This window comes from Streptomyces sp. NPDC048718, from assembly GCF_043198875.1.
GTDB lineage: Bacteria > Actinomycetota > Actinomycetes > Streptomycetales > Streptomycetaceae > Streptomyces.
Genome location: NZ_JBICVG010000003.1, coordinates 160,517 through 183,933, shown reverse-complemented (window position 1 = coordinate 183,933; position 23,417 = coordinate 160,517). Strand labels below are relative to the sequence as shown.

The window sequence follows — 23,417 nt, the reverse complement described above, 5'->3', positions numbered from 1 at the left end:
AGGATCAGCAGGTCCTGCGGTACGGGATGTCGGGCAGGTACGCCTTCCAGTCCGCGCGGGAGAGCCCGGAGCCGGTACGCGCACAGACCTGGCGGGCCACCTGGGTGGGCGCGATGTCGTACCTCCACAGCCGGACGTGGGAGCCGGCGACGTACAGCGTGGTGCCGTCCCGGCCGAAGGCGAGCGCCTGGGGGAGGTCGCCGGGGGACGGGAGTGCGGAACCGAGGGGGCGGCTGGCGGCCACGTCCCAGAGCTGGACGGTGCCCCCACTGCCGGACACCGCCAGGGTGCGGCCGTCCGGGGAGAAGGCGAGGGCGGTGACGGACTCACCGGGGCCGGTTCCCGCCACACCGACGCGGTTGCGCACATCGCCGTCCCACACGGTGACGTGTCCCATGGCGTCGCCGGCCGCGAAGTACGCCCCGTCCGGGCTGAAGGCCAGTACATCGGACACGTCCTCCCCGAGGGCACGGTAATCCGTCCGCCCTGTACGGAGGTCGGTCACCTCGTCCTGCGCGGTGACGAGCAGGCGCTGGTCGTCACGGATGGCCATGTCCTGTGCGGAGACGTCGTCCAGTGTCCGCAGACGTTTCCCGCGCGGTACGTCCCAGGCATCCACGACCTGCCGTGTCGTGGTGCTCCGGGACACATACAGCGTGCGGCCGTCGGGGCTCAGGGCCAGTCCGTCGACGCCGGCCGTTCCGTCCGGGCCGGGAGGTACGGTGATGTTCGCGCGCCCGCGATGTGTCGACGTGTCCAAGACGGTGATGGACTGTCCCGTGTCCGTGTCACTTTGGGCATACGCGAAGGACCGGCCGTCGGCGCTCATGGCCATCAGGCCGAGGCACGAGCGCTCCGAAGTCGCTTGCAGTTCCTCGTCGTAGACCGTGGCCGGCCCGTTTTCGGCGGGCGATCTCAGACGCGGGGCGGCCGCCGCCGGAGGGCCGGCGGCCTCGACGGGACACGGCTTGTCCGGCAGGGTCAGGAATGCCTTGCCGGTCCGGGTGTCCCAGAGGCGGACACTGTTGTCGCCCTTCCCGTCCGCCGGGGCGCGCAGGGTGGCCGACGTCCGGCCGTCCCGGGACAGCAGGGCGACGTCCACGCTCTGCCGACGCCAGTCGGGCGTGGTCGCCGAGCCCAGGGCCAGGGATCGGACGGCCGTACGCGAGCCGTCGAGGTATGGGATCACACCCGCGGTGAAATCGACTTCGTACTGGTCGGCGGCCTCGCTGCCCAGAGTGTGGCGGAACACCGGGCCGGCATCGGGGGACGCGAGGCGCCACAGAAGGACCCGGCCTTCCTCGTCGAACGTGGCCACGAACGCACCGTCCGGGCTGAACCGCACGTCGGCCGCCGCCTCCGTGTCCAGTCGGGCGAGGTCACGCCCCGAGGCGATGTCCCGGACGAGGACTCCGGCAGGGGAACCGAGGCCGATGGCGGTACCGTCCGGCGAGAAGGTGAGCCGCGTCCGCGAACAGAAATCCCTGCCGTGCCCGGCCGGCCGGCGCATGGGCTGAAGGACGCGGCGGGCGACGTCCCAGATCCGCAGGGGCTGCCCGGTGCCGCAGGTCGCCAGTCGGCGCCCGTCCGCACTGATGGCCAGGGCCGGCAGCTCTTCCTCTTCGGTGGGGACGCGCAGCCGCAGTCGGTGACTCGGCACGTCCCAGACCTGTATCTCGCTCTCGGCTTGGACCGCGAGGCTGCGCCCGTCCCCGCTGAAGGCGACGAACAGTGGCAGCATCGCTCGCAAGTGCCCCGTCTGCCGTCCGGTGCGGATGTCCCACAACGTCACGGACTCCGGCCCGCTCAGCGCGATCGTCCGGCCGTCCGGGCTGATCACGTCCTGTTCGGGGCCGGACAGCCGCTCGCCGGGCCCCGGGTAGGTGTGAGTGAGGCGGTGGGTGCGCAGGTCCCAGACACGGACGTGGTCGCGGGAGGCCGATACCAACTCCCGGCCGTCGCCGGTGAGGCGGCGGACGGTGGAGCGGGCGTCGCGTTCCGAGACCCTGAAGACATCCTGTTCGTGGCGGTTCAGCGCGGACAGCACGGCCGAGCGGGTCTCCACGGTGTCGGCGAGCTGCCAGGAGGCGACGCTCAGCCGGGCCGCGGTGACCGGGTCGGTGGCGCGCATGCCGTCGGCCACCGCGGCGATCCGGCGTGCCTCGGACTCCCGGTGGCGGCGGTCGCTGGTGCGGGACTGCTGCCAGGCGATGGCGCCCGCGACGAGAGCGAGAGCGAGGAGGGTGGCGAGGGTGGTCAGCAGGGTGCGGCGGCGGCGCAGTTCCCCGGTGCGGGTGGTACGGCCGGCGGTCAGGAATGCCTGTTCCACAGGGGTCAGCGGCTGGTCGGAGAGGTGTTCGTCCGCCGTGGCCAGGCGCGTGCCCCGGTAGAGGGCCTCCGGATCACGGGCCAGGGCCTCCCATTCGGCGGCCGCCTCCGTCAGGCGGCGATGGGTTCGCAGGCGATCGCGGGTCTCCTCGACCCAGGTGCGCAGGCGGGGCCAGGACGTGATGAGGGCCTCGTGGGCGAGGTCGACCGTGTCGTCGTCGAGGGTGATGAGGCGGGCCTGGGCCAAGCGGTCGAGGACCAACGCCACTTGGGCGGTGGGGGCGAAGTCCAGTTCTCCACGGCCGACGGGGCGGCGGGTGTCCGGGGAGCCCTCTCCGGGAGTGATCAACCGCAGCAGCACGAGCCGGGCCAGTTCCGCGTCGTCGGCGGACAACGCCGTGTAGACCTCCTCGGCGGTCTTGGCGATGGCGCCATGGACGCCGCCCGCCGCCTCGTACGCCTCCATCGTCAGCGCACGGCCCCGGCGTCGACGCCAGGTCTCGCGCAGGGCGTGGGACAGCAGCGGCAAGCCGCCGGCCTCGCCGTCCACCTCCGCCACGAGGCGGGCGGTCAGTTCGCGTTCGACGATCAGCCCGGCTGCTTGGGCCGGTCTGACGACCACCTCGCGCAACTCGGCGCGATTCATCGGCCCCACCAGCAGATTGGCCTCCCGCAGCGCGTCGGCGAACTCGCGGTACTCGGCACAGCGGCCGTAGAAATCGGCGCGTACGGCGATCACGACGCGCAGCCCGCTGTCCGGCCGGCGGGCGGCGAGCAGGGCCTCGATGAACTCGGTGCGCTCCTGTACGTCCCGGCACAGCGTGAAGACCTCCTCGAACTGGTCCACCACCAGGACGGTGTCGCCGTCGGCGTCCTTCGGCCTCAGCGCCTTCGCGTGGGTGCGCAGCGGATGCTCACCCGGGGTGAGAACCCGGATCTCCGCCAGTGAGGCGCCCTCGGTGCGCAGCGCGGGGATCAGCCCGGCCCGCAGCAGCGAGGACTTACCGCTGCCGGAGGGGCCGAACACGGCCGCGAAGCTGTGGGTCAGCACCAGTTCGCGTACGTCCTCCACCAGCGTGCCGCGGCCGAAGAACCGCTCGTGATCCCCGGCTTCGAACCGGGCCAGCCCCTGATACGGCGACTGCTCGCCGCTGTCCTCGCGGCCGCGGACCACCGACTCCTCGGCCGTCTGACGCCACCGCCGCTCCCACTCCCGCGCATCGCCGCCGCAGGCCGCCACGTAGGCCAGGGTGACCGCCAGTGAGGGCAGTTGCTCACCCGCGGCGGCCTGTGAGAGCGCGGTCACCGAGTAATGGGCCCGGCGCGCCATCTCCCGGTAGGTCAGCCCCCCGCCCGCCTCGCGCCGCAGCTCGCGCAACTCGTCCGCGAACCGCTGCACCGGCCCCGCGGCCGGATCCAGCGGTGTTTCACGACGCCCCATCGCCACCGGCCCCCTCGCGCCCCGCAACCCGTTTCGTGGTCACGATAGGAACCCGCCGCGTGCACCGGCAAGGGCTCGCCCCGGCCTCTCAACTGGCCCCCGGTGTTTGTTCAAAGTGGCGGAAGGGGCCTGCTGAACAACGGTGCGGGCGGCTGGAGTGGTCGTCGTCGGGCCGATCACCGGGCCGGCGCGGCACCGCACCGCGGCGCCGCTTTGCGATGCGGAAGGAACCTCGACCATGAGTTTCAAGAAGACCCTCACGCTCTCGGCCGTCGCGCTGGTACTCGGCTCCGGCATGGCCGTGGCGAATCCGGCGACGGCCGCCCCCAGTGCGGACGTCACGGCCGTCACGGCACGAGCCGGCTGGCACACGATCTGGGGCAACTCCTGGGTCCCCGCGCAGAAGAGCGGTAAGTGGACGTCCAGGGCCTACAAGTCGCCGAGCAGGAAGACGCGCGCTGTCCTGCGCTGCTACAACACGCACGCCCGGATGAGCGTATGGATCTCCGAGGATCTGGGCGGGGGCCGCACGAAGAAGATCGCGGACAGCGGCTTGAAGCGGTGCAACCCCAACGGGGGCATCGTCGCCACGGGCACGGTCAGCAACACCCGCCACGCGCTGAGGATCCACATCTACGGCAAGCAGGGCTCCTTCGTCCGCGCGGAGAAGTGGTCCTGAGACCGACCGTCCGAAACCGCCGGACGCACGAGATGACCGGCGGTATCGGCGAGATCCGGTAAGCGCTTGGTCCGCCTCCACGTCGTCATGGGCGTCGAAGGCGACCGCGGCACCGCCGGACACCCCCACGAAGCCCCCGCCCTGACCGGCCGGTCAGCCACACCCGCGCAGCGGGGGAAGCTCGACCTCGCACGAGGGGGCCCGCGCCCGAGGCGCGGGTCCCCTCGTGCGAGGCGGGTCAGCGGCTGGGCCGGCTCCAGCCGGGGTCACCGCCGGCCCTCCCGCCGAGAGGGGCCGCACGTGGTCCACGCCCACGTCGCCGGTGGATGTAAGAGACTGCGGGTATGCGATCAAGGCTCGGCACAGCGCCCTGCCCGTATTTCCCGAGAGGTGCCGTATGGCCAGTGTGGTGAAGATCAACGTCCTGACCGTCCCCGCCGAGCAGCGTGAGGTGCTGGAGAAGCGCTTCGCGTCCCGCGCCGGTGTGGTCGAGGGGTCGGACGGCTTCGAGTGGTTCGAGCTGCTGCGCCCGCTGGAGGGCACCGAAAACTACCTGGTGTACACCCGGTGGCGCAGCGAGGAGGACTTCCAGAACTGGATGAACGGCCCCATGAAGGCCGGTCACCAGGGTGGCGGCCAGGATGGTGGCGAGGGCGGCGGCGAGCGGCCGAAGCCCGCCGCGACCGGGTCCACCGTGTGGTCGTTCGAGGTCGTCCAGCAGGCGGCCCCGAAGCCGGCCGCCGAGTGAGCACGGTGGCGGGCCCGGCGGATACGGCAGGCCCGACGGGTACGGCGCGGGGCTGGACATTCACCCCCGAGGCGTACGACACGGCCGACGCCTCCGCTCTTCGCCGCGCGTACTACGACGACGTCGCCAGCCGCTACTGGAAGCGGCCGGCGACCAAGGCGGAGGTCGACTCGGGTCTGACGAACGACGGTGTCGAACGGCTGGCGCCGCCGACCGGGCGGTTCCTGGTCGCCCGGTACGACGGCGAGCCCGCCGGCTGCGGCGGGGTGCTCCTGCTGGACGGCGGGCGCGCCGAGCTGACCCGGGTGTTCCTGCGGCACGGCTTCCGCGGCAAGGGCGGCGCCGGCGAGCTGCTGCGGAGCCTGGAGGACGCGGCCCGCGAGCTGGGCGCCACCCGGATGGTGCTGAACACCCGGCTCGACCTGGTGGAGGCGCGGGCGCTGTACACACGGCACGGGTACGCGGAGATACCGGCGTACTGCAGCGGCCCGTACATGGAGATCTGGTACGGCAAGGAGCTCGCGGGAGCGGCTGTCTAGCCACCCGCCTGACCCTGGTCCCGCCCCTGTCTCAGCCCCTTTCTCCCCTGCCTCGTCCCCGTCTCGTTCCCGTCCGGCCGGTGGGGTCCCGGCGGTCGGATCCCTCCGGTCGGGCCTCCCTCGGAGCCCGGCCGACCCCCGGCCCCAGGCCACAAGGCCCCCGGCCCTCGCCTCGCCCCGCCCCACCTCGCCCGGATGGACGCGCCCAGCGGGACCGGGGCCCCGGCGGTGCGTACGTTCGGATCCGGGGCCCGCCGTTCCGGAGCCACCGCCACAGCCGCCGCCTCAGCCGCGGCCGCTCGTCGTGCCGGTGCCGGTGTCGGTGTCGGTTCCGCCGTGGACCGAGCGCTTGGACGAGGTGCCCCTTGCCGCATGCCGACACCCTCGAGGACGCCCGGTCCGCCGACGCGCCGGAGCCCGCCAAGCTCACTCTCCCCACGCTCACCGCGCTGGTCGTCGGTTCCATGGTGGGGGCCGGCGTCTTCTCGCTGCCGCGGCGGTTCGCGCAGGAGACGGGGGTCGCGGGGGCGCTGATCGCGTGGGCGGTCGCGGGTCTCGGGATGCTGATGCTCGCGTTCGTCTTCCAGGCGCTCGCGGTGCGCCGGCCCGATCTCGACGCGGGCGTCTACGCGTACGCCAAAGCGGGCTTCGGCGAGTACCTCGGGTTCTTCTCCGCCTTCGGCTACTGGGCGAGCGCCTGCGTGGGCAACGTGACGTACTGGGTGCTCATCATGTCGACGATCGGGGCGATCGCGCCCGCGCTCGGCGACGGCGACACGGCCCTCGCGATCCTCCTGTCCTCCGTCGGCCTGTGGTCCTTCTTCCTGCTCATCCGCCGCGGGGTGAGGGAGGCGACCGCGGTCAACCGGATCGTGACCATCGCCAAGGTCGTCCCCATCCTCGTCTTCGTCGTCCTGGCCCTGGTCTTCTTCAAGCCGTCCGTCTTCGTGGACAACATCCGCGGCGCGGACTACGCCGGTTCCCTGTTCACCCAGGTCCGCGGCACGATGCTGGCCACCGTGTTCGTCTTCCTCGGCGTGGAGGGGGCCAGCGTCTACTCGCGGCACGCCAGGCGCCGCAAGGACGTCGGGCGGGCCACGGTCCTGGGGTTCCTCAGCGTCTTCGCGATCTTCGCCTCGGTCACGATCGTGTCGTACGGCATCCTGCCCATGGCCGAACTCGCCCATCTGCGCCAGCCGTCCATGGCGGGCGTCCTGGAGGCGGCGGTCGGCACCTGGGGCCAGGTGTTCGTCAGCGTCGGGCTCATCGTCTCCGTCCTCGGCGCGTATCTCGCCTGGACCCTGATGTCCGCGGAGGTGCTGTTCGTCGCCGCGAAGGACGAGGACATGCCGCGTTTCCTGGCCCGGGTCAGCCACGACGACGTACCGGTCCCGGCGCTCCTGATGTCGACGTCGCTCGTGCAGGTCGTCCTGGTCGTCACCGCGTTCTCCGGCGACGCGTTCAACTTCGCCCTCGATCTGACCAGTTCCCTGACCCTCATCCCCTTCTTCCTGGCCGCCGCCTTCGCCCTGAAGATCGCGCTGCGGCCGGAGCGGGCGGGGGTGCCGGCCGGCTCCGGGACCCGCCGCGAGCTGGTCGTCGCCGCCCTGGCCACCGTCTATACGGCGTTCCTGCTGTACGCCGCCGGGCTGAAGTTCGTCCTCGTCTCCCTCATCGTCTACGCCCCGGCCACCCTCCTCTTCGTCAAGGCGCGCCGCGAGCAGAACCGGCGGCTGTTCTCGCCGAGGGAGGGGGTGATCCTCGCCGTCTCCGTCGCGGGGGCCGTGCTCGGGATCGTCGCCCTCGCCACCGGCTGGATCAGCCTGTGAACGGGCCGACGCCGTGCCCGCCGTCCCAGCGTCCCCTCATGCACTGTCCGCCTCTCTCGGACGCCTCACCTCTCCCGTACTTCCCCTCGCTCTCCTCGCTTCCGTAACTCTCGTAACTCTCGTAACTCCCACAACTCTTCGCATCCGTTCTCCCCCACCGGACACCGGAAAGGCCGCCCATGACCACCCCCCACACCGGCGCCACTGGCGAAACCGGCGCCGCCCGTCCGGCGCTCGGCGTCCACTCCGAGGTCGGACGGCTCCGGAAGGTGCTCGTCTGCTCCCCCGGACTCGCCCACCGCAGGCTCACCCCGACGAACGCCGCCGAGCTGCTCTTCGACGACGTCATGTGGGTGGAGAACGCCCAGCGCGACCACGCCGCCTTCGTCGCCGAACTGACCCGGCGCGGAGTCGAGGTCGTCGAGCTGCACGATCTCCTCGCCGAGACCATGGCCATCCCCGAGGCCCGCTCCTGGCTCCTCGACCGGAAGATCGTGCCGAACGAGGTGGGGCTCGGCCTGGTCGACGACACCCGCGCGTATCTGGACTCGCTCGGCCCCCGGCTGCTCGTCGAGTACCTCATCGGCGGGCTGTCCGTCGCGGACCTGCCGGAGGACTCCCGTCCCGGGTACGTGGCGCTCGCGCGCGAGGGGCACGGCGCCCGCGAGTATCTGATGCCGCCGCTGCCCAATTCCCTGTACACGCGGGACACCACCTGCTGGCTGTACGGCGGTGTCACCCTCAACCCGCTGTACTGGCCCGCCCGCCATGGCGAGACCCTCCTGATGAAGGCCGTCTACACCTTCCATCCCGGCTACCGGGACGCGACCGTGTGGTGGGGCGATCCGGAACAGGACTGGGGACAGGCCACGCTCGAGGGCGGCGACATCATGCCCGTCGGCAACGGGGTCGTCCTCATGGGCATGAGCGAACGCACCTCGCGCCAGGCCGTCACCCAGGTCGCCCGCGCGCTCTTCGAGAACGGTGCCGCCGAGCAGGTCGTCGTCGCGAGCATGCCGAAGCTCCGCTCCGCGATGCATCTCGACACCGTCTTCACCTTCGCGGACCGCGATGTCGTGACCCTCTACCCGAAGATCATGAGCGCCGTCCACACCTTCACCCTGCGCCCGGGCGACGGCGTGTCGCCGTCCGGCCTCGACATCACGGACGAGGGCGGCGCCGCCTTCACGGACGTCGTGGCGAGGGCCCTCGGGCTGTCGCGGCTGCGGATCATCGAGACCGGCGGGGACGAGTACTCCTCCGAGCGGCAGCAGTGGGACAGCGCCAACAACGCCGTCGCCGTGGAGCCGGGGGTCGTCTTCACGTACGACCGGAACACCCAGACCAACGCGCTGCTGCGGCAGGCCGGCATCGAGGTGGTCACCATCGTCGGCGCCGAACTCGGGCGGGGGCGCGGGGGCGGGCACTGCATGACGTGTCCGCTGGTGCGGGATCCGGTCGAGTTCTGAACCCGGACGGGTCCCGGGGCTCGCGGGTACGGAGGTCCGGGGCCCGGGGCCGGACACGCCCTAACCGCGAGACCGCCCGTCGTCACCCGGTTCCGGCGGGCCGGACGGCGGCCGCCCCTCCGACGGCTCCCTCCCCTCCTTCCGCTCCTTCCCCTCCCGCGTACCGTCCGCGTGGAAGCCGTTCGAGCCGCTCAGTTCCTCGGTGAGCACTTCCACCAGCCGGACCAGGTCCGTCGGCCGGTCCGGCCCCCACCAGTCGCCGAGCAGTTCGGCCAGTGACTCCTCACGCGCCCGCCCCAGCCGCAGCGCCGTCTCGGCCCCCCGCTCGGTGAGCACCAGCTCCGCGCCCGCGCGCGCCACCAGCCGCCGTTCCTCCAGCTGACCGGCGGCCTCGGTGATCGTCCCCAGAGGTACGGGGACGGTCTCGGCGAGCCGGCCGGGTTCGACGGCGCCGTGGTGGCGGACCCGCAGCAGCAGCCAGCTCGCGGCCGGCAGCAGGTCGAGCCCGGCACGGGCGGTGATCTTCTCGTACACCTTGCGGCGGCCCGCGCGGGAGCCGAGCACCGACAGGGCGCGGGCGCACTCCTCGTACGAGGAACGCTCGACGGGTCCGGTGCCGAGGGTCTCGCCGGCGTCGGGCGCGGTGACCGAGCCGCGCAGCCGGTCCTCCTTCAGGAACCAGGCGACGAGGAACGCGACCAGGACGACCGGCGCCGCGTACAGGAAGACGTCGGTGATGGACGTGGCGTACGCGTGCAGGACCACGGGCCGCAGCGGGGGCGGCAGCGCGACGACGGCGCGCGGGTCGGCGGCGAGGGTCGCGGGCCCGATGCCGGACGGGAGCGGGATGCCGGCGAGGGCGTCGGTCAGATTGCCGGTGAGACGGTCGGTGAAGACGGTGCCGAAAACGGCGACACCGAAGGCGGCGCCGACGGAACGGAAGAAGGTGGCTCCGGAGGTCGCGACGCCGAGGTCCTCGTAGGAGACGGAGTTCTGCACGATGAGGACGAGGACCTGCATGACGAGGCCGAGCCCGGCGCCGAAGACGAAGAAGTAGAGGCTCATCACGTAGTTCGGGGTGAACTCCGTCATGCGGTGGAGCAACAGCAGTCCGACGGCGGTGACGGCGGTGCCGGCGATCGGGAAGACCTTCCAGCGGCCGGTGCGGGAGACGATCTGGCCGGAGAGGGTGGACGTACACAGCAGACCCACGACCATCGGCAGCATGTGCACGCCGGACATGGTGGGGGTCACCCGGTGCACGACCTGGAGGAAGGTCGGCAGGTACGTCATCGCGCCGAACATCGCGAAGCCGATGACGAAGCTGATGAGCGAGGCGAGGGTGAAGGTCCGGATCCGGAAGAGCTTGAGGGGCAGGACGGGTTCGGCGGCGCGCCGCTCCACGAACACGAACCAGACGAGGAGCACCCCGCCGAGCACCGCCAGTCCGATGATCTGCGGCGAGGCCCAGGCTAAGGTGTTGCCGCCGAGGGAGGCGACCAGGACCAGGCTGGTGGCGATCGAGGCGATGAGGAAGGTGCCGAGGTAGTCGATGGTGTGGCGGGTGGTGCCGACCCGGATGTGCAGGACGGTGGCGATGACGAAGAGGGCGACGACGCCGATGGGGAGATTGATGTAGAAGACCCAGCGCCAGGACAGATGCTGGGTGAACAGGCCGCCGAGCAGCGGGCCGAGGACGCTGCTGGCGCCGAAGACGGCACCGAAGAGGCCCTGGTAGCGGCCGCGTTCGCGCGGGGTGACGAGGTCGCCGACGATCGCCTGGGACAGCACGATGAGCCCGCCGCCGCCGAGGCCCTGGAGCGCGCGGAAGCCGATCAGCTGCGGCATGTCGCGGGCGATGCCGCAGAGCGCCGAGCCGATGAGGAAGAGGACGATGGCGCCCTGGAAGAGGCGCTTGCGGCCGTACTGGTCGCCGAGTTTGCCCCACAGGGGGGTGGCGGCGGTGGAGGCGAGCAGATAGGCGGTGACCACCCAGGACAGGTGCTCCATGCCGCCGAGTTCGCTGACGATGGTCGGCAGGGCGGTGGAGACGATGGTCTGGTCGAGGGCCGCGAGGAGCAGGCCCATGAGCAGCGCGCCGATCGCGACGACGACGGTGCGGTGGCTCTGGCCCTCGCCGGGTGCCGCCGCTGGGGCGTTCCCCGTTCGGCCGTCCGGGTCACCCGCCGGAGTGCCCGGACCGCTCGGACCGCTCGCCTGGCCCGTTCCCGTCCTCTTGCCCAACCTCCTGGGTGACCCCCTGGGTGACCCCCTCGGTGCGGGGCCTTCGCCGGGGTCCGGCGCGGGTACGTCCTGGGCCATGGGCTCTGTGCTCTCCCTCCGGTTCTCCCCGGCTCTTCTTCGCTTCTCCCCGGCTCTTCCCCGGTTCTCGCCCGGCTCTCTCCTGTTCCGGTCCAAGCCCGGTGCAAGCCCGGTGCAAGCCCGGTCCAGGGGAGTCCCGGCCGGTCCGTGCCCTCCATCCTGATGCGTTTGTCCTGTTACGGCCTGCGGAGGCTCGCACGGGAGTACGGGTGTTCGCCCGGGGGACAGAAGCGGGCTGCATAATCGCTCGCAGCTATCTGGGGAGGGGATCCAACGATGTCCGGACACGTCTGTCCCGAGTGCGGGGCGCACCGGCCCGGCTGCGCTTGCGATCGCGCGCGGGCGCAGGCCGCCGAACGGGCCGCGGAGCAGGAGGCGGCACAGGTCGCGGCCCGGGCGGCGGAGGACTTCGAGCCGCTGCGGATCCGGCCGTACGTGACGCTGGGCGCGACGGACGCGGAGACGGCGATGAGGCCGGCGGGCCCGCTGCCGCCGGAGGTTCCGATGCCGGGGGCGGGGTCGGGCGCGGGGGCGGCGGGCGCGGGGGCCGCGGAACTGGGTCCGGACGCGCTGTCGGGGTACGGGCCCGGGTATGGGCCTGGGCCTGGACCTGGGTACGGGCATGGGGGCGCGTACGAGGGTACGTACGGGAGCGAGGAGGCGTACGAGACTGACGCCGGGAGCGGGATCGGCGCGGGTCACGGGACCAGCGCGGGTGCCGAGGCCGGCGCGGGTGCCGGGTTCGGGGGCGCCGGGGTCGATCCGTACGACGACGAGCCCACGCACACCCTCGGGTACGCCCCGGGGGCGGCAGGCGCGGCGGGCGCGGGGCGGCGCGGCGGTCGGCGTCGGAGCCCGGACGGCCGGAAGAACCGGGGCCGGGGGGCCCTGATCGCCGGGGTCGTCGCGGCCGGGGTCGTCGGGACCACGCTGCTGGCTTCCGCGCTGGTCGGCGGCGGGGATCCGGGCCCAGACGACCGGGCCGACGTGCCCGTGGTCACCCCGAGTGGCTCCGGGAACGACGCCGTCTCCGAGGCGCCGACCGATCCGGCCTCCCCCTCCCCCTCGGCGTCCGACTCGGCCTCCGCGGCCCCGGACCGGACCCCGGCGTCCGTCTCGCCGTCCCCTGGAACGACCTCCGCCTCCGACTCCACCGGCTCCTCCGATCCCTCGGCCTCGACCTCCGCCTCCAGCACCCCGGCCGCATCCTCCGGCGGCAATGGCGCGCCGGCCACTCCGACGGCTCCGGCGACGCACCCGGCGCACCCGGGCCGCCCGGTCCCGACGGCGGCCACGACCACCGCGCCGGTGGTGACGCTGTCCCCGGGATCGTCCGGCCCGGAGGTGGTGGAGCTCCAGGGGCGGCTGCGGCAGATCGGGCTGTACGCCGGGCCCGCGAACGGCTCGTACACCCGGCGGGTCGAACGCGGGGTCGCGGCGTTCCAGGCGACCAGGGGCCTCACCGGCGACCCCCGGGGCGTGTACGGGCCGAGCACGCGCGCGGCGCTGGAGGCGGAGTCCCGGCGGGGCGGCCAGGACCGGTAGCGGACCCGTAGGCCGGTAGCGGACCAGTGACAGGCGACGGGTGCCGAGTCAGCGACGGGTGCCGAGCCCGCCACGGACCGGCCCCTGCTCCGCCCGCCCCTGTCCGTCCCCCGGTCCGGGATGTGGAAAGGGGCTGGCGGGCTCCCGCCCGGGTTTTGTATCGTTGACGAACAAAGTGGTTCCGCCCGTATACCCTGACCGGCGGGCGGGGCCGCTTCGTACTTTTTCTCCCATCTCCGACCCCACCAGGAGATCCCGCATGACCGCCACCACCCCGGCGTCCCTCACCGCCCGCGCCCTGCTGCTCGACATGGACGGCACGCTCGTCGACTCCGACGCCGTCGTCGAACGCTGCTGGCGGCGCTGGGCCGAGCGCCAGGGGCTTGTCCCCGACGAGGTCATGACGGTGGTCCACGGGCGCCAGGGATACGCGACGATGGCCGCGCTGCTGCCGGACCGCCCCATGGAGCAGAACTACGCCGACAACCGCGCCATGCTCGCCGAGGAGACCGCCGACCTCGACGGGGTCGTGCCGGTGCCGGGCGCGCCCGCGTTCCTGGCGGCGCTCGCGCCGCTGCCGCACGCCCTCGTGACCTCGGCCGATCTGAAGCTCGCCACTGCCCGGATGGGCGCCGCGGGTCTTCCGCTGCCCGATGTCCGGATCACCGCCGAGAGCGTGGGCGCGAGCAAGCCGAACCCGGAAGGCTTCCTGAAGGGCGCGGCCGAGCTGGGCTTCGCGCCGGAGGACTGCGTCGTCTTCGAGGACTCCGAGGCGGGCATCCAGGCGGGCCGCGCGGCCGGCATGCGGGTCGTGGGCGTGGGCCCGCGGGCCGCCGCCTTCGGCCCGGACGTCCATGTGCCGGACCTGGCGGGCATCCGGATCGAGCCGGCCGAGGACGGCTCGATCACGCTGCGGTTCGACGCCGCGTAACGAACACGTGCGGCGGACACCCTCACACGGGGGACGCGCCGCCACACGGGGACGCCGGGCGCCCCGCGCCCCGCCTCCGCCCCCGCCCCCGCCTGACAGGCCCCATACGACAGAGGACCGCCCCGCCTTCAAGGCGGGGCGGTCTGTTCATGCGGTTCGTTCATGCGGTGCGGCGTGCGGATCGCATGGCTCGCGGATCACGGGCCTTCGGGGCGTATGGTCTACAGCCCCAGGTCCCGGGCGGCGCGCTCCGTGCCGCGCAGCCGGGCGTCGATCTTGGCGAAGGCCGTCTCGCGCGAGAGCGCGGTGTCGTCCGCGTACATCGCGAACCCGGCGTCGTCGCAGGTCCCGAGCCGGTCAAGGGGCAGGTGGCGGGCCGCGACCAGCACCCGGTCCCGTACCTCGTCGGGCGTCTCGACCCGCGGGTCCAACGGGTCGGTCACCCCCACGAAGACTTGGGCGTCGGCTCGCAGCGTGCCGGCCACGACGCCGAGCACCCGGTCGGGATCGGTCTCGCTGGCCATCTGGAGGAAGAAACTTCCCGCGGCGAGCTGGAACAGCCGGGGCAGCAGTTCGGCGTAGTCGACGTCCAGGCTGTGCGTGGAGCCCTGGTCGGCGCCCGGGTGGGTGTGCACGCCGATCCGGGCCCGTTCCTCCTCGGTGAACCGCTCCAGGACCCGGTTGTTCAGCGCGACGAGGTCGTCGAGCAGGCCGCCCGACGGATCCAGCTTCAGCGCGAGCCGGGCCTCGCCGAAGTCGAGCTGGACCCGGTGCGCGCCCGCGTCGAGGCAGCCCCGGATCTCGGCCTCGGACTCGGCGAGCAGGTCGTCCAGGAAGGTCTCGCGCGGGTAGCCGGCGAGCCCGTCGGCGGGATAGAGCAGGCTCAGGCCGGAGGGGGCGGCCACGGTCGCCTTGACGGGGAGTTCGGTGTGCTGCCGGGAGGTACGGAGATAGGAGTCGGCGCGCACCCCGTATCGGAAGGGTCCGGAGCTCAGCCGGGGCAGGGTCCGGCTGTGGCCGTCGGCGTAGGGGACGACCACCCCGTCCGGGGCGAGGCCCGTGAACCCGTCCAGGGGATAGGTGACGGCCGACGGTTTGGCCTGGTCTCCGTCGACGAGGACGGGACTGCCCAGTTTCTCGAGCCTGTCCAGGGTGTCGGCGACGGCCTGCGCCTGGACCTCGGCCAACTCCTGGTCGTTGATCCGACCGTTGGCGTGCTGGATGCGTGCGTGGTGCAGGGCGGCCGAGCGTGGAAGGCTGCCGATCGGCTCGGTGGGAATGCTCATGGTCGGCACCCTAGGAACGCGGTCGGGCCGGTGGGGTAAGGACCGGGCGACGTTCACCCGTTCGGCGCGCGGGCAAATGGGGATGCGGTCGGAGCGCGGGCCCGCGATCATGGCGCAGGGCCGTACACGCGTCCGATCCACTCGCTCCGCGCAGCCGCCCCGATCAGTCCCGCCAGACCGTCAGCCCCTCTCTCCTCCAGACCGTCAGTCCGCCCAGCCCCCGCCAGCCCGCAGACCGCCAGACCGCCAGCCCGCCAGCCCGCAGACCGCCAGCCCGCCGCCGACGAGGGAGCCTCCGCATGCCGGTGCCCGCCGATCCGACCGTCCTGCATCCGATGCCCGAGCAGCCCCGGGTGGTGCTGCTGAAGCCGCTGGTGACATCGCCGCTGATCGAGGTCGGGGAGTACTCGTACTACGACGACCCGGACGACCCCACGGCGTTCGAGACGCGCAACGTGCTCTACCACTACGGGCCGGAGAAGCTGGTCATCGGGAAGTTCTGCGCGCTGGGCACGGGCGTGCGCTTCCTCATGAACGGCGCGAACCACCGGATGGACGGCCCCTCGACCTTCCCGTTCCCCACCATGGGCGGCTCGTGGGCGGACCACTTCGATCTGCTGACCGGGCTCCCGAACCGGGGGGACACCGTGGTCGGCAACGACGTCTGGTTCGGCCACGGCACAACCGTGCTGCCGGGCGTACGGATCGGGCACGGCGCGATCATCGGCTCAGGCTCGGTGGTGACCCGGGACGTGCCCGACTACGGCATCGTCGGCGGCAATCCGGCCCGGCTGATCCGAACCCGTTACGAGGAGAAGGACGTGGCCCGGCTGCTGGCGGTGGCGTGGTGGGACTGGCCGGCCGAGCACATCACCGCGCATGTCCGGACGATCATGTCGGGAAGCATCGCCGAACTGGAGGCCGCCGCCCCGAAGGGGTGACCGGGCCCTGACCGGTGCCCGGACCGGCGTCCTGACCGGCGTCCTGACCGGAGCCCGGAGAAGTCGCCGCTGAAGAGTCACCGCCGAGGAGTCGCCCTCGCATCGCACCGCCGCCGAAGACACCACGGCACCCTCGAAGAAGTCACTGTCGAACCGGAAGAGTTGATGCCTCATGTCCCGCCCCCGCGCCCACATCGCGATGGTCGGCGTTCCCCTCGTCAGCCATATGCTGCCCAGCCTCGCGGTGATCCGTGAACTGGTGGCCCGCGGCCATCGGGTGACATACGCCGACGATCCGGCGGTGGCCCATCTGATCGAGCCCACCGGGGCCGAACTGGTGCCCTTCACCTCGACGTTGCCGTTCGCCGACAACGTCTGGCCCGACTCCCCGATCGCCGCGATGGAGCTGTTCCTCGACGACGCCGTCCAGGCGCTGCCGCAGTTGCGCGCGTTCTACGACGACGATCCGGCGGACCTGTATCTGTACGACATCGGCGCCTACGCGGCCCGCGCCCTCGCCGAGGCGCAGGGCCGGCCCGCGCTTCAGCTGTCCCCGACGTTCGTGGGGTGGGACGGATACGCCGAGGAGGTCGCGGCGCAGCTGTGGACGCTGCCCGGAGCCGACGCGTACCGGGCCAAGTTCGCCTCGTGGCTGGCCGGTTGCGGAGCGACCACGCTGGACGCGGACACCTTCCCCGGACCTCCGGGGCGGGCACTCGCGCTGATCACCCGGGCGATGCAGCCGCATTCCGACCGGGTGGACGGTGACACGGTGACCTTCACCGGCCCGTGCTTCGACCCTCCGGCGAAGGACGAGTGGGCCCGGCCGGCGGAGGCGGAGAACGTCCTCCTCGTCTCGCTGGGCTCGGCGTTCACGCACCGGCCGGAGTTCTACCGGCAGTGCCTGGCAGCCTTCGGCGATCTGCCCGGCTGGCATGTCGTCCTCCAGGTCGGCAAGCACACCGACCCGGCGGAGCTCGGCACCATCCCCGCGAATGTCGAGGTGCACCCGTGGGTCCCGCAGCGGGCGATCCTGGAGCAGGCGGACGCCTTCGTCACCCATGCCGGCATGGGCGGCTGCGGCGAGGCGCTGCTGGCCGGGGTGCCGATGATCGCGGTGCCGCAGGCGACCGACCAGTTCATGAACGCCGACCGGCTGGTGGAGCTGGGCGTGGCCCGCCGGATCGACACCGAGGACGCCACCGCCGAGAACCTGCGGGCGGCACTGCGCGAGCTGACCGAGGACCCGGAGGTGGCCGGCCGGTCGGCACGGCTGCGGGCCGACGCGCTGGCGGAGGGCGGTACGGCACGGGCGGCCGACGTGATCGAGGACATGCTGGCCTGACGGGCCGGACCGCGCGCCCTCCCCACACCCTCCCGCAGCACCCCGGGGGCGCGCGCCTCCCGCCATCGCACACGGACATCCGCCGCCTCCGCGCGCGGGCACCTTCCGTAACCAGGGGTGGCGGCACGACACTTGGCCGCGCTGCCCCTTTCACCCCTCCTCGCCCCTCTATGCCCCCACCGGAATGTTGGCGTCAGCACGCCAACCCACCTGACCCCCCTTGATGTGACGTGCACATGTCGTCACTCTGTAACCTGACGCACCCCTCCAGGAAACCGTGCGTCGGCACGATGGCCGGGCCTCCGGCTCACCGGCCCCCCCACATCAAGGGAGTTCGTATGTCCGCCCCCACTGTCTACGCGCGTCGCTTCGCCGTTCTCGCCGCGTCCGCCGCCCTGACCGTGACCGGTCTCCTCGCCACCGCGCCCGCCGCGCAGGCCTCCCCGCCCACCCCGGTCACCGCCGCCACCGCGCGCACCTACCTCGCCTCCCTGACGGTGCAGGCGGAAGGTTCCTCCACCGGTTACAGCCGTGATCTCTTCCCGCACTGGATCACCCAGTCCGGCACCTGCAACACCCGCGAGACGGTCCTCAAGCGGGACGGCGTGAACGTCACCACCGACGCCAACTGCGCCGCCACCAGCGGCAGCTGGTACTCCGAGTACGACGGCGCCACCTGGACCGCCGCGTCCGACCTCGACATCGACCACGTCGTGCCGCTCGCCGAGGCATGGCGTTCGGGCGCCAACTCCTGGACCACCGCGCAGCGCCAGGCCTTCGCCAACGATCTGACCCGCCCCCAGCTCATCGCCGTCACCGACAACGTCAACCAGGCCAAGAGCGACAAGGACCCGGCCAAGTGGATGCCGTCGCGCACCGCGTACCAGTGCACGTACGCCCGCATGTGGGTGCAGGTGAAGTACTACTACAACCTCACCCTCGACTCGGCGGAGAAGAGCGCCCTCCAGACGACCCTGAACGGCTGCTGAGCCGGCCGCCCCGGCTGCCCCGGCCGCTCGACCCCGACGGGCCGGTCCGACCCGGCCCCGCCTCGCGCGCCGCGATCCGGCCCGACGCGCGGGTCCACGACCCGGCGGGCCCGCGCCGCACGGGCGCCGCGTAGGCTCTCGCAGCGTGAACGTGCTCGACGGCACGGGGTGGTCACTGGCGTCGCTGACCGCGAGCCCGTGGATCTACGCGGTGGTGTCGGCGTCCATCCTGCTCGACGTGTTCCTGCCGGTCCTGCCGAGCGGGATCCTCGTCGTGACCGCCGCCACGGCCTCGGCCTCGGTCACCTCGGTCTCGGCCGGCGTCTCGGCCGCGACCGCCGGGGCCTCGGGGGCCGTCGCGGGCGGGGCCTCCGGGGCCGCCGGGGCCACGGCACCGTACGTCCCGGGCCTGCTCCCGCTGCTCCTGTGCGCGGCCGCGGCCTCGTTCCTCGGCGATCTCGCCGCGTACCGGCTGGCCCGGCGCGGCGAGGGCCGGATCGCCCGCGCCGTCACCCGCTCGCGGCGGCTGACCGCGGCGCGCGAACGCCTCGGCGAGACCCTCGTCCAGGGCGGCGGCCCGCTCGTCGTCCTCGCCCGCTTCGCACCGGCCGGACGCTCGGTCGTCGCCCTCGGCGCCGGCGCGACCGGGCGCCGGGCCCGCGACTTCCTGCCCTGGTCGGCCCTGGCGGCCGCGGCCTGGGCGGGGTACGGCGTGACACTCGGCCGGCTCGGCGGCCACTGGCTCGGCGCGACGTGGCTGGGCGCCTGCGTCCCGGTCCTGGCGCTGTTCCTGGCGGGCTCGCTCGCGGCCCTCACCCTCCGGCGTACGACCCCGGCGCGAGCCACCGTCACGGCCGCCGCTGCGGCCCCGGACTCCGCCCAGAAGTCCGGTCGGAAGTCCGCCCGAGGGCCCGCTCAGGGGCCCGCTCAGGTGGTCATTCCTCCCCAGGCCCAGACGTCCCCGGAGCGAACGCCCGCGACTCCGGCGACCTGACGGGGATCGCGCGGCGAGTGGCGCCCGTTCCGTGCGGGCCGCGCATCCCGTACGCGCCGCGCGTTTTCCGTACTCCCCTTACCGTCCTTACGCCCCGTGCGTCCCCTGCGAACCGTGCGGGTCGAGCACGGCGCGCGTGCCCCGTACCTCCAGGCCGGCGAGCAGGCGGGCGGTGGCCTCCGCCACCTCCTCGACGGCGCGGTCGAACACCTCGCGGTTGTGCGCGGCGGGGGCGCGGAAGCCGGAGACCTTGCGGACATACTGGAGCGCGGCCGCGTGAATGTCGTCCCCGGTGGCCTCGTGGGGCAGCGCGGGCGGACGGAGGGTCTTGATGCTTCGGCACATGCTTCCAGTGTGCCGCGCCCCACCGGTGGCGTCAGACGTCCGGTCGGCGGCGTCAGGTCCCCCAGCCCCGTCTGCTGCGGGCGTTGATCTCGGCCGTGCGGGCGCGCAGCTCCCGCAGGGGTGTCGCGGGCTGTACGTCGGCGGGTTCGGCGTACCACTCCAGTCCGCCACGCACCGGCCGGATGACGAAGCGCCCGGCGACACTGTCGACGTAGAAGCCGACCCTTCCGGTGGCCGTGTCCCGCACGAGGTCACCGACCTCGGGCTGTGCCTGCACCTATCCCTCCCGTCCCTTTCAGAGATCAGATGGATACCACTCAGACAAGCTCCGGCGCTGCCCCCTGTCAACGCGTCTCTAGAGATGTCCCCCGATGGACGGACCCCGGGCCCGGGGCCGCGCACAGGTGTCCATGAGCCCCGGGAAACGGGCCTTAGGGTGTGCGGCAGACCGAAGGGAGTGGTCCCCCCATGCCCGACCGAGGCAGCGACCGGCGGCCCAAGTACCAGCGCATCGCGGACGAGTTGAGAACCGCGATGGAATCGGGCGGCTACGCGCCCGGCGACCGGCTGCCGGGCGAGAACGACCTGATGGCCGGCTACGGCGTCGCCCGGATGACCGCCCGGCAGGCCCTGTCCGTGCTGCGGGCCGAAGGTCTGGCCGAGGCCCGCAAGGGTGTCGGGGTGTTCGTCCGGGCCTTCCGCCCGCTGCGCCGCCGGGGCATCACCCGACTGGCGCGCGACCGATGGAGCAGCGGCCACTCGGTCTGGTCGGCCGATCTCGGCGACCGTACGCTCGTGGTGGACCGGGTAGAGGTGGCCGCGACCGCCCCGGCGGGCCCGCGGGTGGCCCGCGCCCTGGGCCTGGACTCCCCCGACGCGGCGGTCTGCGTCCGCCGCCGGCGCTTCGTCCTCGACGGCAAGCCGGTGCTGCTCGCGGTCTCGTACCTGCCGGCCCCGCTCGCCGAGGGCACCGCGATCACGGAACCGGACACCGGCCCCGGCGGCACCTACGCCCGGCTGGCCGAACGCGGCCACCGGCCCGCCCGCTTCCGCGAGGAGATCCGCTGCCGGATGCCGACCCCGGCAGAGACGGCCGGACTGTCACTGGAGTCGGGCACACCGGTGATCCTGATCTGCCGAACGGCGGTGACGGAGACGGGAGTCGCGGTCGAGTTCAACGAGATGACGCTGGACTCGTCGGCGTACGTCCTGGAGTACGACTTCGACGCCTGACCGCCGGGAGCCTGATGTCCGGCGTCGAGCACCCGGCACCGAGCGGGGAAGCCCCGAAACCCCGGAGCTCCGGGTTCCCTTCAGGCGCCGACGGCGGAGCCCGTGGCGACGGGCGGGGACGCGGGGGCGGCCTCGCCGGTGGAGGCGGGGGCGGGGGCGGGTACGGGCGCGGGTGCCGGTGCCGGTGCGGGTGCCGGGGCGGGGGCGGGCGCCGGGGCGGACGGGCTCGCGGCGTCGTCGCGCTGCGCGGGCAGCCCGTACTGCTGCAACTCGGCGTTGACCTGCCCGCCCAGGGTCATCACGTTGAGCGTCGCCGAGTTCTCACTGGCGATCGCCTTCTCCACGCGTGCGACCAGCGTCGTGAACGCCTCCCGCCCGGAGAGCTTGTGGTACGGCCCGACGCGCGCGGCGAAGTAGACCCGCTCGTGGCCGAGGAGTTGCTCGGTGGAGCGGTAGTTCTTCCACTGCTCGCGGTAGCGGTAGACGCTCTCCAACGACACCGACGCGACCACGACCACGCTCAGGACGGTGGCCGTCGCCCGCGCGAACCCCATGTTCAGGTTCACGAGCACGGGCACGAGCGCGGCCCCGACCACCGACACGGTCCGCATCCGCAGATGCATCGCCTTCATCTTGGTGGCCTTGCGGTCGTACCACGCCTGATACTGCCCGAGCCGCTCGTCTATGTACGCCTTCGGCGTCATCTCCCCACTGCGCGGCGGCACTTCCGGCCCATCCCCCATGTCGTCCATGCGGGGGAGTATGCCACCCTGCTCCCCCGGCCCCACCAGGCCACTGCCCGCATTCCCCAACTCGCCCCGGGTGCTTGGCACTTCGAAAGGGAACGATGGATCGCGAGAGCTTCACCGACCGTCTGCCCGTGGGCGAGCGGCTGCCGCTGCCCGAGGACTCCCTGGCGGGCTGGGCCACGTTTCCCTTCGAGGGCGAGCTGCGGGTCAGACCGCTCCAGCCGCCCGTCCTCCCGGAACCGGACCGGGCCGGCGAGGCCGGCCCGGTCGACTGCCCGACCTGCCGCAGGCCGGTCACCGAGGCACTGTGGGCGGACGAACACTGGCGCCTCGACGCCCCCGGCACCGAATCCCAGCTGCCCGCCACGGTGCTGCTCCAACCGCGTGCCCACCACGACCTGACGGATCTGCCCCCGGCCCTGGCCGCCGAACTCGGCCCGCTCCTCCAACGCGTCGAACGCGCCCTGCTCACCCTCGACGACGTGGCCCGCGTCCATATCAATCGCTGGGCCGTGCCTTCAAACTGCCTCCCCCAGAGCTTCGCCTGGGAGGTACCCCCACCGTGCGACGCCTGGCACGCGCGCTCGCTGCGTTGTCGAATTCATCCAAGTACACCCAGTACGAGGATGATCCTCCGCCTTGCGATGCTGCTCGGCATCCGAAGGGCGAATCAAAGTGCCGAGACGGAGCGAGCGAAGCGAGCGCAGTGCACCAGACGCCGCACGGCCCGGCCTCCGCCCGAACGACGGCAGTTTGAAGACACGGCCCAGGGCGACGGCGCCGCCCATCTCCACTTCTGGTTCTTCGCCCGCCCCGCCGGCCTGCTCCAGCTGCGCGGCACGTTCCTCCCCGTCTGGGAGGAACTCCTCCCACCGATCCCGCCGGCCGCCCGCACCCGCGCCCACCGCCACCTCGCCACCACCCTCGCCCGAGGCGGCGGCACCGCCTACGCGCCCCGACAACCCGCCCCCGGCGGGCGCGCGCTCACTCCTCGTCGTCACGCTCCAGAACCAGACCGACGGACCCTTCCCGGAGCCCGATGCCCGCCTCCAGGTGAAGGTGCGCCCCGTCGAACACCCCGTCTCCGGCCAGGACGAGCAGATGCCCCGCCAGCGTCCTCAGGCCGGCGGCGTTCGCCTCGATGACGATCTCACCCCCGAGGTCGCGCACTTTGATGCGTGCGCCCGCGTCCCATTCGAAGACGAGCGGCCCGCCGCCCTCGCCCACAGCGGCGACACGGGTGCTCTCGACCGGAACGCGTACCGCGCCGGGTATGTCGGCTTCGCCGAAACTCATGGCCGTCATCATGCCTCTCCCCGCGCGCTACTCTGCGGCCGTGGCGAAGAGACGCAGCCGGAGAAGCCGGCAGGGCACCCAGGGCACCCCGTCGAGCATCGTCCTCTACCGCACCCCGACGCAGTGGCGATTCAACCTCCACCTCTCGTCCCCGGCCGGCCTCGCGTGCGGCGCCCTCGACCACCCGTCGGCCGACAGCACCCCGGACGAGGCCCAGACGGCCGCACTAGCCGAGGCCGAACTGTTCGCCGACCGCCCCCTGGCGATCGCATGGCAGCCGGACGAGCAACCGGACTGGTGGGCGGGCACCATCACCCCGGCCATCCCGACAGCTACCACCCCTGAACCGTGAGCAGCGGCCACCCGGCTCCGCCGCACACCGCTTGATTCTGGTCGCATCACCTACGG

General features: G+C 72.7%; 20 protein-coding genes. 13 read left to right on the top strand and 7 right to left on the bottom strand.

All coding sequences use genetic code 11. The annotated features are described in order from the left end of the window. Positions 1–4: 4 nt before the first annotated feature. The gene (locus tag ACGFRB_RS06465; RefSeq protein WP_393239814.1) at positions 5–3,769 is read right to left on the bottom strand and encodes a DNA-binding protein; all 3,765 of its coding nucleotides are present in this window, start codon (positions 3,767–3,769) and stop codon (positions 5–7) included. A gap of 238 nt (positions 3,770–4,007) precedes the next feature. On the opposite strand from ACGFRB_RS06465, the gene ACGFRB_RS06460 reads away from it, so the two are divergent. From ACGFRB_RS06460 to ACGFRB_RS06440, 5 genes are all read left to right on the top strand, one after another. Then, positions 4,008–4,448, top strand: a complete 441-nt coding sequence (locus tag ACGFRB_RS06460; protein ID WP_393239811.1) for a hypothetical protein — start codon at positions 4,008–4,010, stop codon at positions 4,446–4,448. Between the two features lie 397 nt (positions 4,449–4,845). After that, positions 4,846–5,196 (top strand): antibiotic biosynthesis monooxygenase family protein, encoded by a 351-nt coding sequence (locus tag ACGFRB_RS06455; protein ID WP_393239808.1) that lies wholly within the window; start codon positions 4,846–4,848, stop codon positions 5,194–5,196. A gap of 5 nt (positions 5,197–5,201) precedes the next feature. Further along, positions 5,202–5,735: a GNAT family N-acetyltransferase gene (locus tag ACGFRB_RS06450; RefSeq protein ID WP_393240565.1), complete on the top strand. Its 534-nt coding sequence runs from the start codon at positions 5,202–5,204 to the stop codon at positions 5,733–5,735. A 365-nt stretch (positions 5,736–6,100) separates the two neighbouring features. Next, positions 6,101–7,564, top strand: a complete 1,464-nt coding sequence (locus tag ACGFRB_RS06445) for a basic amino acid/polyamine antiporter (RefSeq protein WP_393239805.1) — start codon at positions 6,101–6,103, stop codon at positions 7,562–7,564. 179 nt (positions 7,565–7,743) lie between these two features. After that, a complete protein-coding gene (locus ACGFRB_RS06440) occupies positions 7,744–9,033 on the top strand; it encodes an arginine deiminase (protein ID WP_393239802.1) in 1,290 nt (429 codons plus the stop codon). A 60-nt stretch (positions 9,034–9,093) separates the two neighbouring features. Here the strand turns inward: ACGFRB_RS06440 and ACGFRB_RS06435 are convergent, their stop codons facing one another. Further along, complete coding sequence (locus tag ACGFRB_RS06435) at positions 9,094–11,355, bottom strand: MFS transporter (RefSeq protein ID WP_393239799.1); 2,262 nt, start codon at positions 11,353–11,355, stop codon at positions 9,094–9,096. A 276-nt stretch (positions 11,356–11,631) separates the two neighbouring features. Between ACGFRB_RS06435 and ACGFRB_RS06430 the strand changes: the two genes are divergently transcribed. Together ACGFRB_RS06430 and ACGFRB_RS06425 are read left to right on the top strand one after the other, a co-directional pair. After that, a complete protein-coding gene (locus tag ACGFRB_RS06430; protein ID WP_393239796.1) occupies positions 11,632–12,900 on the top strand; it encodes a peptidoglycan-binding protein in 1,269 nt (422 codons plus the stop codon). Positions 12,901–13,159: 259 nt separating this feature from the next. Beyond that, positions 13,160–13,831: an HAD-IA family hydrolase gene (locus ACGFRB_RS06425; protein ID WP_363005240.1), complete on the top strand. Its 672-nt coding sequence runs from the start codon at positions 13,160–13,162 to the stop codon at positions 13,829–13,831. A gap of 221 nt (positions 13,832–14,052) precedes the next feature. Here the strand turns inward: ACGFRB_RS06425 and ACGFRB_RS06420 are convergent, their stop codons facing one another. Continuing rightward, positions 14,053–15,117, bottom strand: coding sequence for a 5-methyltetrahydropteroyltriglutamate--homocysteine methyltransferase (locus ACGFRB_RS06420; protein WP_393239793.1), 1,065 nt, complete (start codon positions 15,115–15,117; stop codon positions 14,053–14,055). Between the two features lie 299 nt (positions 15,118–15,416). Here ACGFRB_RS06420 and ACGFRB_RS06415 point away from each other — a divergent pair, with 299 nt between their 5' ends. The 4 genes from ACGFRB_RS06415 (at position 15,417) to ACGFRB_RS06400 (ending at position 19,386) form a co-directional block, all read left to right on the top strand. After that, positions 15,417–16,058, top strand: coding sequence for a CatB-related O-acetyltransferase (locus tag ACGFRB_RS06415; RefSeq protein WP_393239790.1), 642 nt, complete (start codon positions 15,417–15,419; stop codon positions 16,056–16,058). A 172-nt stretch (positions 16,059–16,230) separates the two neighbouring features. After that, a complete protein-coding gene (locus tag ACGFRB_RS06410; protein WP_393239787.1) occupies positions 16,231–17,403 on the top strand; it encodes a macrolide family glycosyltransferase in 1,173 nt (390 codons plus the stop codon). A gap of 338 nt (positions 17,404–17,741) precedes the next feature. Then, the gene (locus ACGFRB_RS06405; protein ID WP_393239784.1) at positions 17,742–18,392 is read left to right on the top strand and encodes an HNH endonuclease family protein; all 651 of its coding nucleotides are present in this window, start codon (positions 17,742–17,744) and stop codon (positions 18,390–18,392) included. A 175-nt stretch (positions 18,393–18,567) separates the two neighbouring features. Further along, complete coding sequence (locus tag ACGFRB_RS06400; RefSeq protein WP_393240561.1) at positions 18,568–19,386, top strand: DedA family protein; 819 nt, start codon at positions 18,568–18,570, stop codon at positions 19,384–19,386. Positions 19,387–19,473: 87 nt separating this feature from the next. Here the strand turns inward: ACGFRB_RS06400 and ACGFRB_RS06395 are convergent, their stop codons facing one another. Both ACGFRB_RS06395 and ACGFRB_RS06390 read right to left on the bottom strand, forming a co-directional pair. Beyond that, positions 19,474–19,731 carry a DUF2277 domain-containing protein gene (locus ACGFRB_RS06395; RefSeq protein WP_363005252.1) on the bottom strand — a complete coding sequence of 86 codons (258 nt, stop codon included), beginning with the start codon at positions 19,729–19,731 and terminating at the stop codon, positions 19,474–19,476. 52 nt (positions 19,732–19,783) lie between these two features. Continuing rightward, complete coding sequence (locus tag ACGFRB_RS06390; RefSeq protein WP_393239781.1) at positions 19,784–20,008, bottom strand: hypothetical protein; 225 nt, start codon at positions 20,006–20,008, stop codon at positions 19,784–19,786. Between the two features lie 191 nt (positions 20,009–20,199). Here ACGFRB_RS06390 and ACGFRB_RS06385 point away from each other — a divergent pair, with 191 nt between their 5' ends. Then, positions 20,200–20,964, top strand: coding sequence for a GntR family transcriptional regulator (locus ACGFRB_RS06385; protein WP_393239779.1), 765 nt, complete (start codon positions 20,200–20,202; stop codon positions 20,962–20,964). 80 nt (positions 20,965–21,044) lie between these two features. Here the strand turns inward: ACGFRB_RS06385 and ACGFRB_RS06380 are convergent, their stop codons facing one another. Further along, positions 21,045–21,716, bottom strand: a complete 672-nt coding sequence (locus ACGFRB_RS06380; RefSeq protein ID WP_393239776.1) for a DUF4231 domain-containing protein — start codon at positions 21,714–21,716, stop codon at positions 21,045–21,047. 981 nt (positions 21,717–22,697) lie between these two features. Next, complete coding sequence (locus ACGFRB_RS06375) at positions 22,698–23,009, bottom strand: hypothetical protein (RefSeq protein WP_393239773.1); 312 nt, start codon at positions 23,007–23,009, stop codon at positions 22,698–22,700. 40 nt (positions 23,010–23,049) lie between these two features. On the opposite strand from ACGFRB_RS06375, the gene ACGFRB_RS06370 reads away from it, so the two are divergent. Continuing rightward, the gene (locus tag ACGFRB_RS06370) at positions 23,050–23,361 is read left to right on the top strand and encodes a hypothetical protein (protein WP_393239770.1); all 312 of its coding nucleotides are present in this window, start codon (positions 23,050–23,052) and stop codon (positions 23,359–23,361) included. The last annotated feature ends 56 nt before the right edge of the window (positions 23,362–23,417 follow it).

Excerpts from the sequence above, each read along its gene's own strand:
- ACGFRB_RS06465 (WP_393239814.1), bottom strand. The coding sequence starts at position 3,769 with ATGGGGCGTCGTGAAACACCGCTGGATCCGGCCGCGGGGCCGGTGCAG.
- ACGFRB_RS06460 (WP_393239811.1), top strand. The coding sequence starts at position 4,008 with ATGAGTTTCAAGAAGACCCTCACGCTCTCGGCCGTCGCGCTGGTACTC.
- ACGFRB_RS06455 (WP_393239808.1), top strand. The coding sequence starts at position 4,846 with ATGGCCAGTGTGGTGAAGATCAACGTCCTGACCGTCCCCGCCGAGCAG.
- ACGFRB_RS06440 (WP_393239802.1), top strand. The coding sequence starts at position 7,744 with ATGACCACCCCCCACACCGGCGCCACTGGCGAAACCGGCGCCGCCCGT.
- ACGFRB_RS06435 (WP_393239799.1), bottom strand. The coding sequence starts at position 11,355 with ATGGCCCAGGACGTACCCGCGCCGGACCCCGGCGAAGGCCCCGCACCG.
- ACGFRB_RS06430 (WP_393239796.1), top strand. The coding sequence starts at position 11,632 with ATGTCCGGACACGTCTGTCCCGAGTGCGGGGCGCACCGGCCCGGCTGC.
- ACGFRB_RS06425 (WP_363005240.1), top strand. The coding sequence starts at position 13,160 with ATGACCGCCACCACCCCGGCGTCCCTCACCGCCCGCGCCCTGCTGCTC.
- ACGFRB_RS06420 (WP_393239793.1), bottom strand. The coding sequence starts at position 15,117 with ATGAGCATTCCCACCGAGCCGATCGGCAGCCTTCCACGCTCGGCCGCC.
- ACGFRB_RS06415 (WP_393239790.1), top strand. The coding sequence starts at position 15,417 with ATGCCGGTGCCCGCCGATCCGACCGTCCTGCATCCGATGCCCGAGCAG.
- ACGFRB_RS06410 (WP_393239787.1), top strand. The coding sequence starts at position 16,231 with ATGTCCCGCCCCCGCGCCCACATCGCGATGGTCGGCGTTCCCCTCGTC.
- ACGFRB_RS06405 (WP_393239784.1), top strand. The coding sequence starts at position 17,742 with ATGTCCGCCCCCACTGTCTACGCGCGTCGCTTCGCCGTTCTCGCCGCG.
- ACGFRB_RS06395 (WP_363005252.1), bottom strand. The coding sequence starts at position 19,731 with ATGTGCCGAAGCATCAAGACCCTCCGTCCGCCCGCGCTGCCCCACGAG.
- ACGFRB_RS06385 (WP_393239779.1), top strand. The coding sequence starts at position 20,200 with ATGCCCGACCGAGGCAGCGACCGGCGGCCCAAGTACCAGCGCATCGCG.
- ACGFRB_RS06380 (WP_393239776.1), bottom strand. The coding sequence starts at position 21,716 with ATGGACGACATGGGGGATGGGCCGGAAGTGCCGCCGCGCAGTGGGGAG.
- ACGFRB_RS06375 (WP_393239773.1), bottom strand. The coding sequence starts at position 23,009 with ATGAGTTTCGGCGAAGCCGACATACCCGGCGCGGTACGCGTTCCGGTC.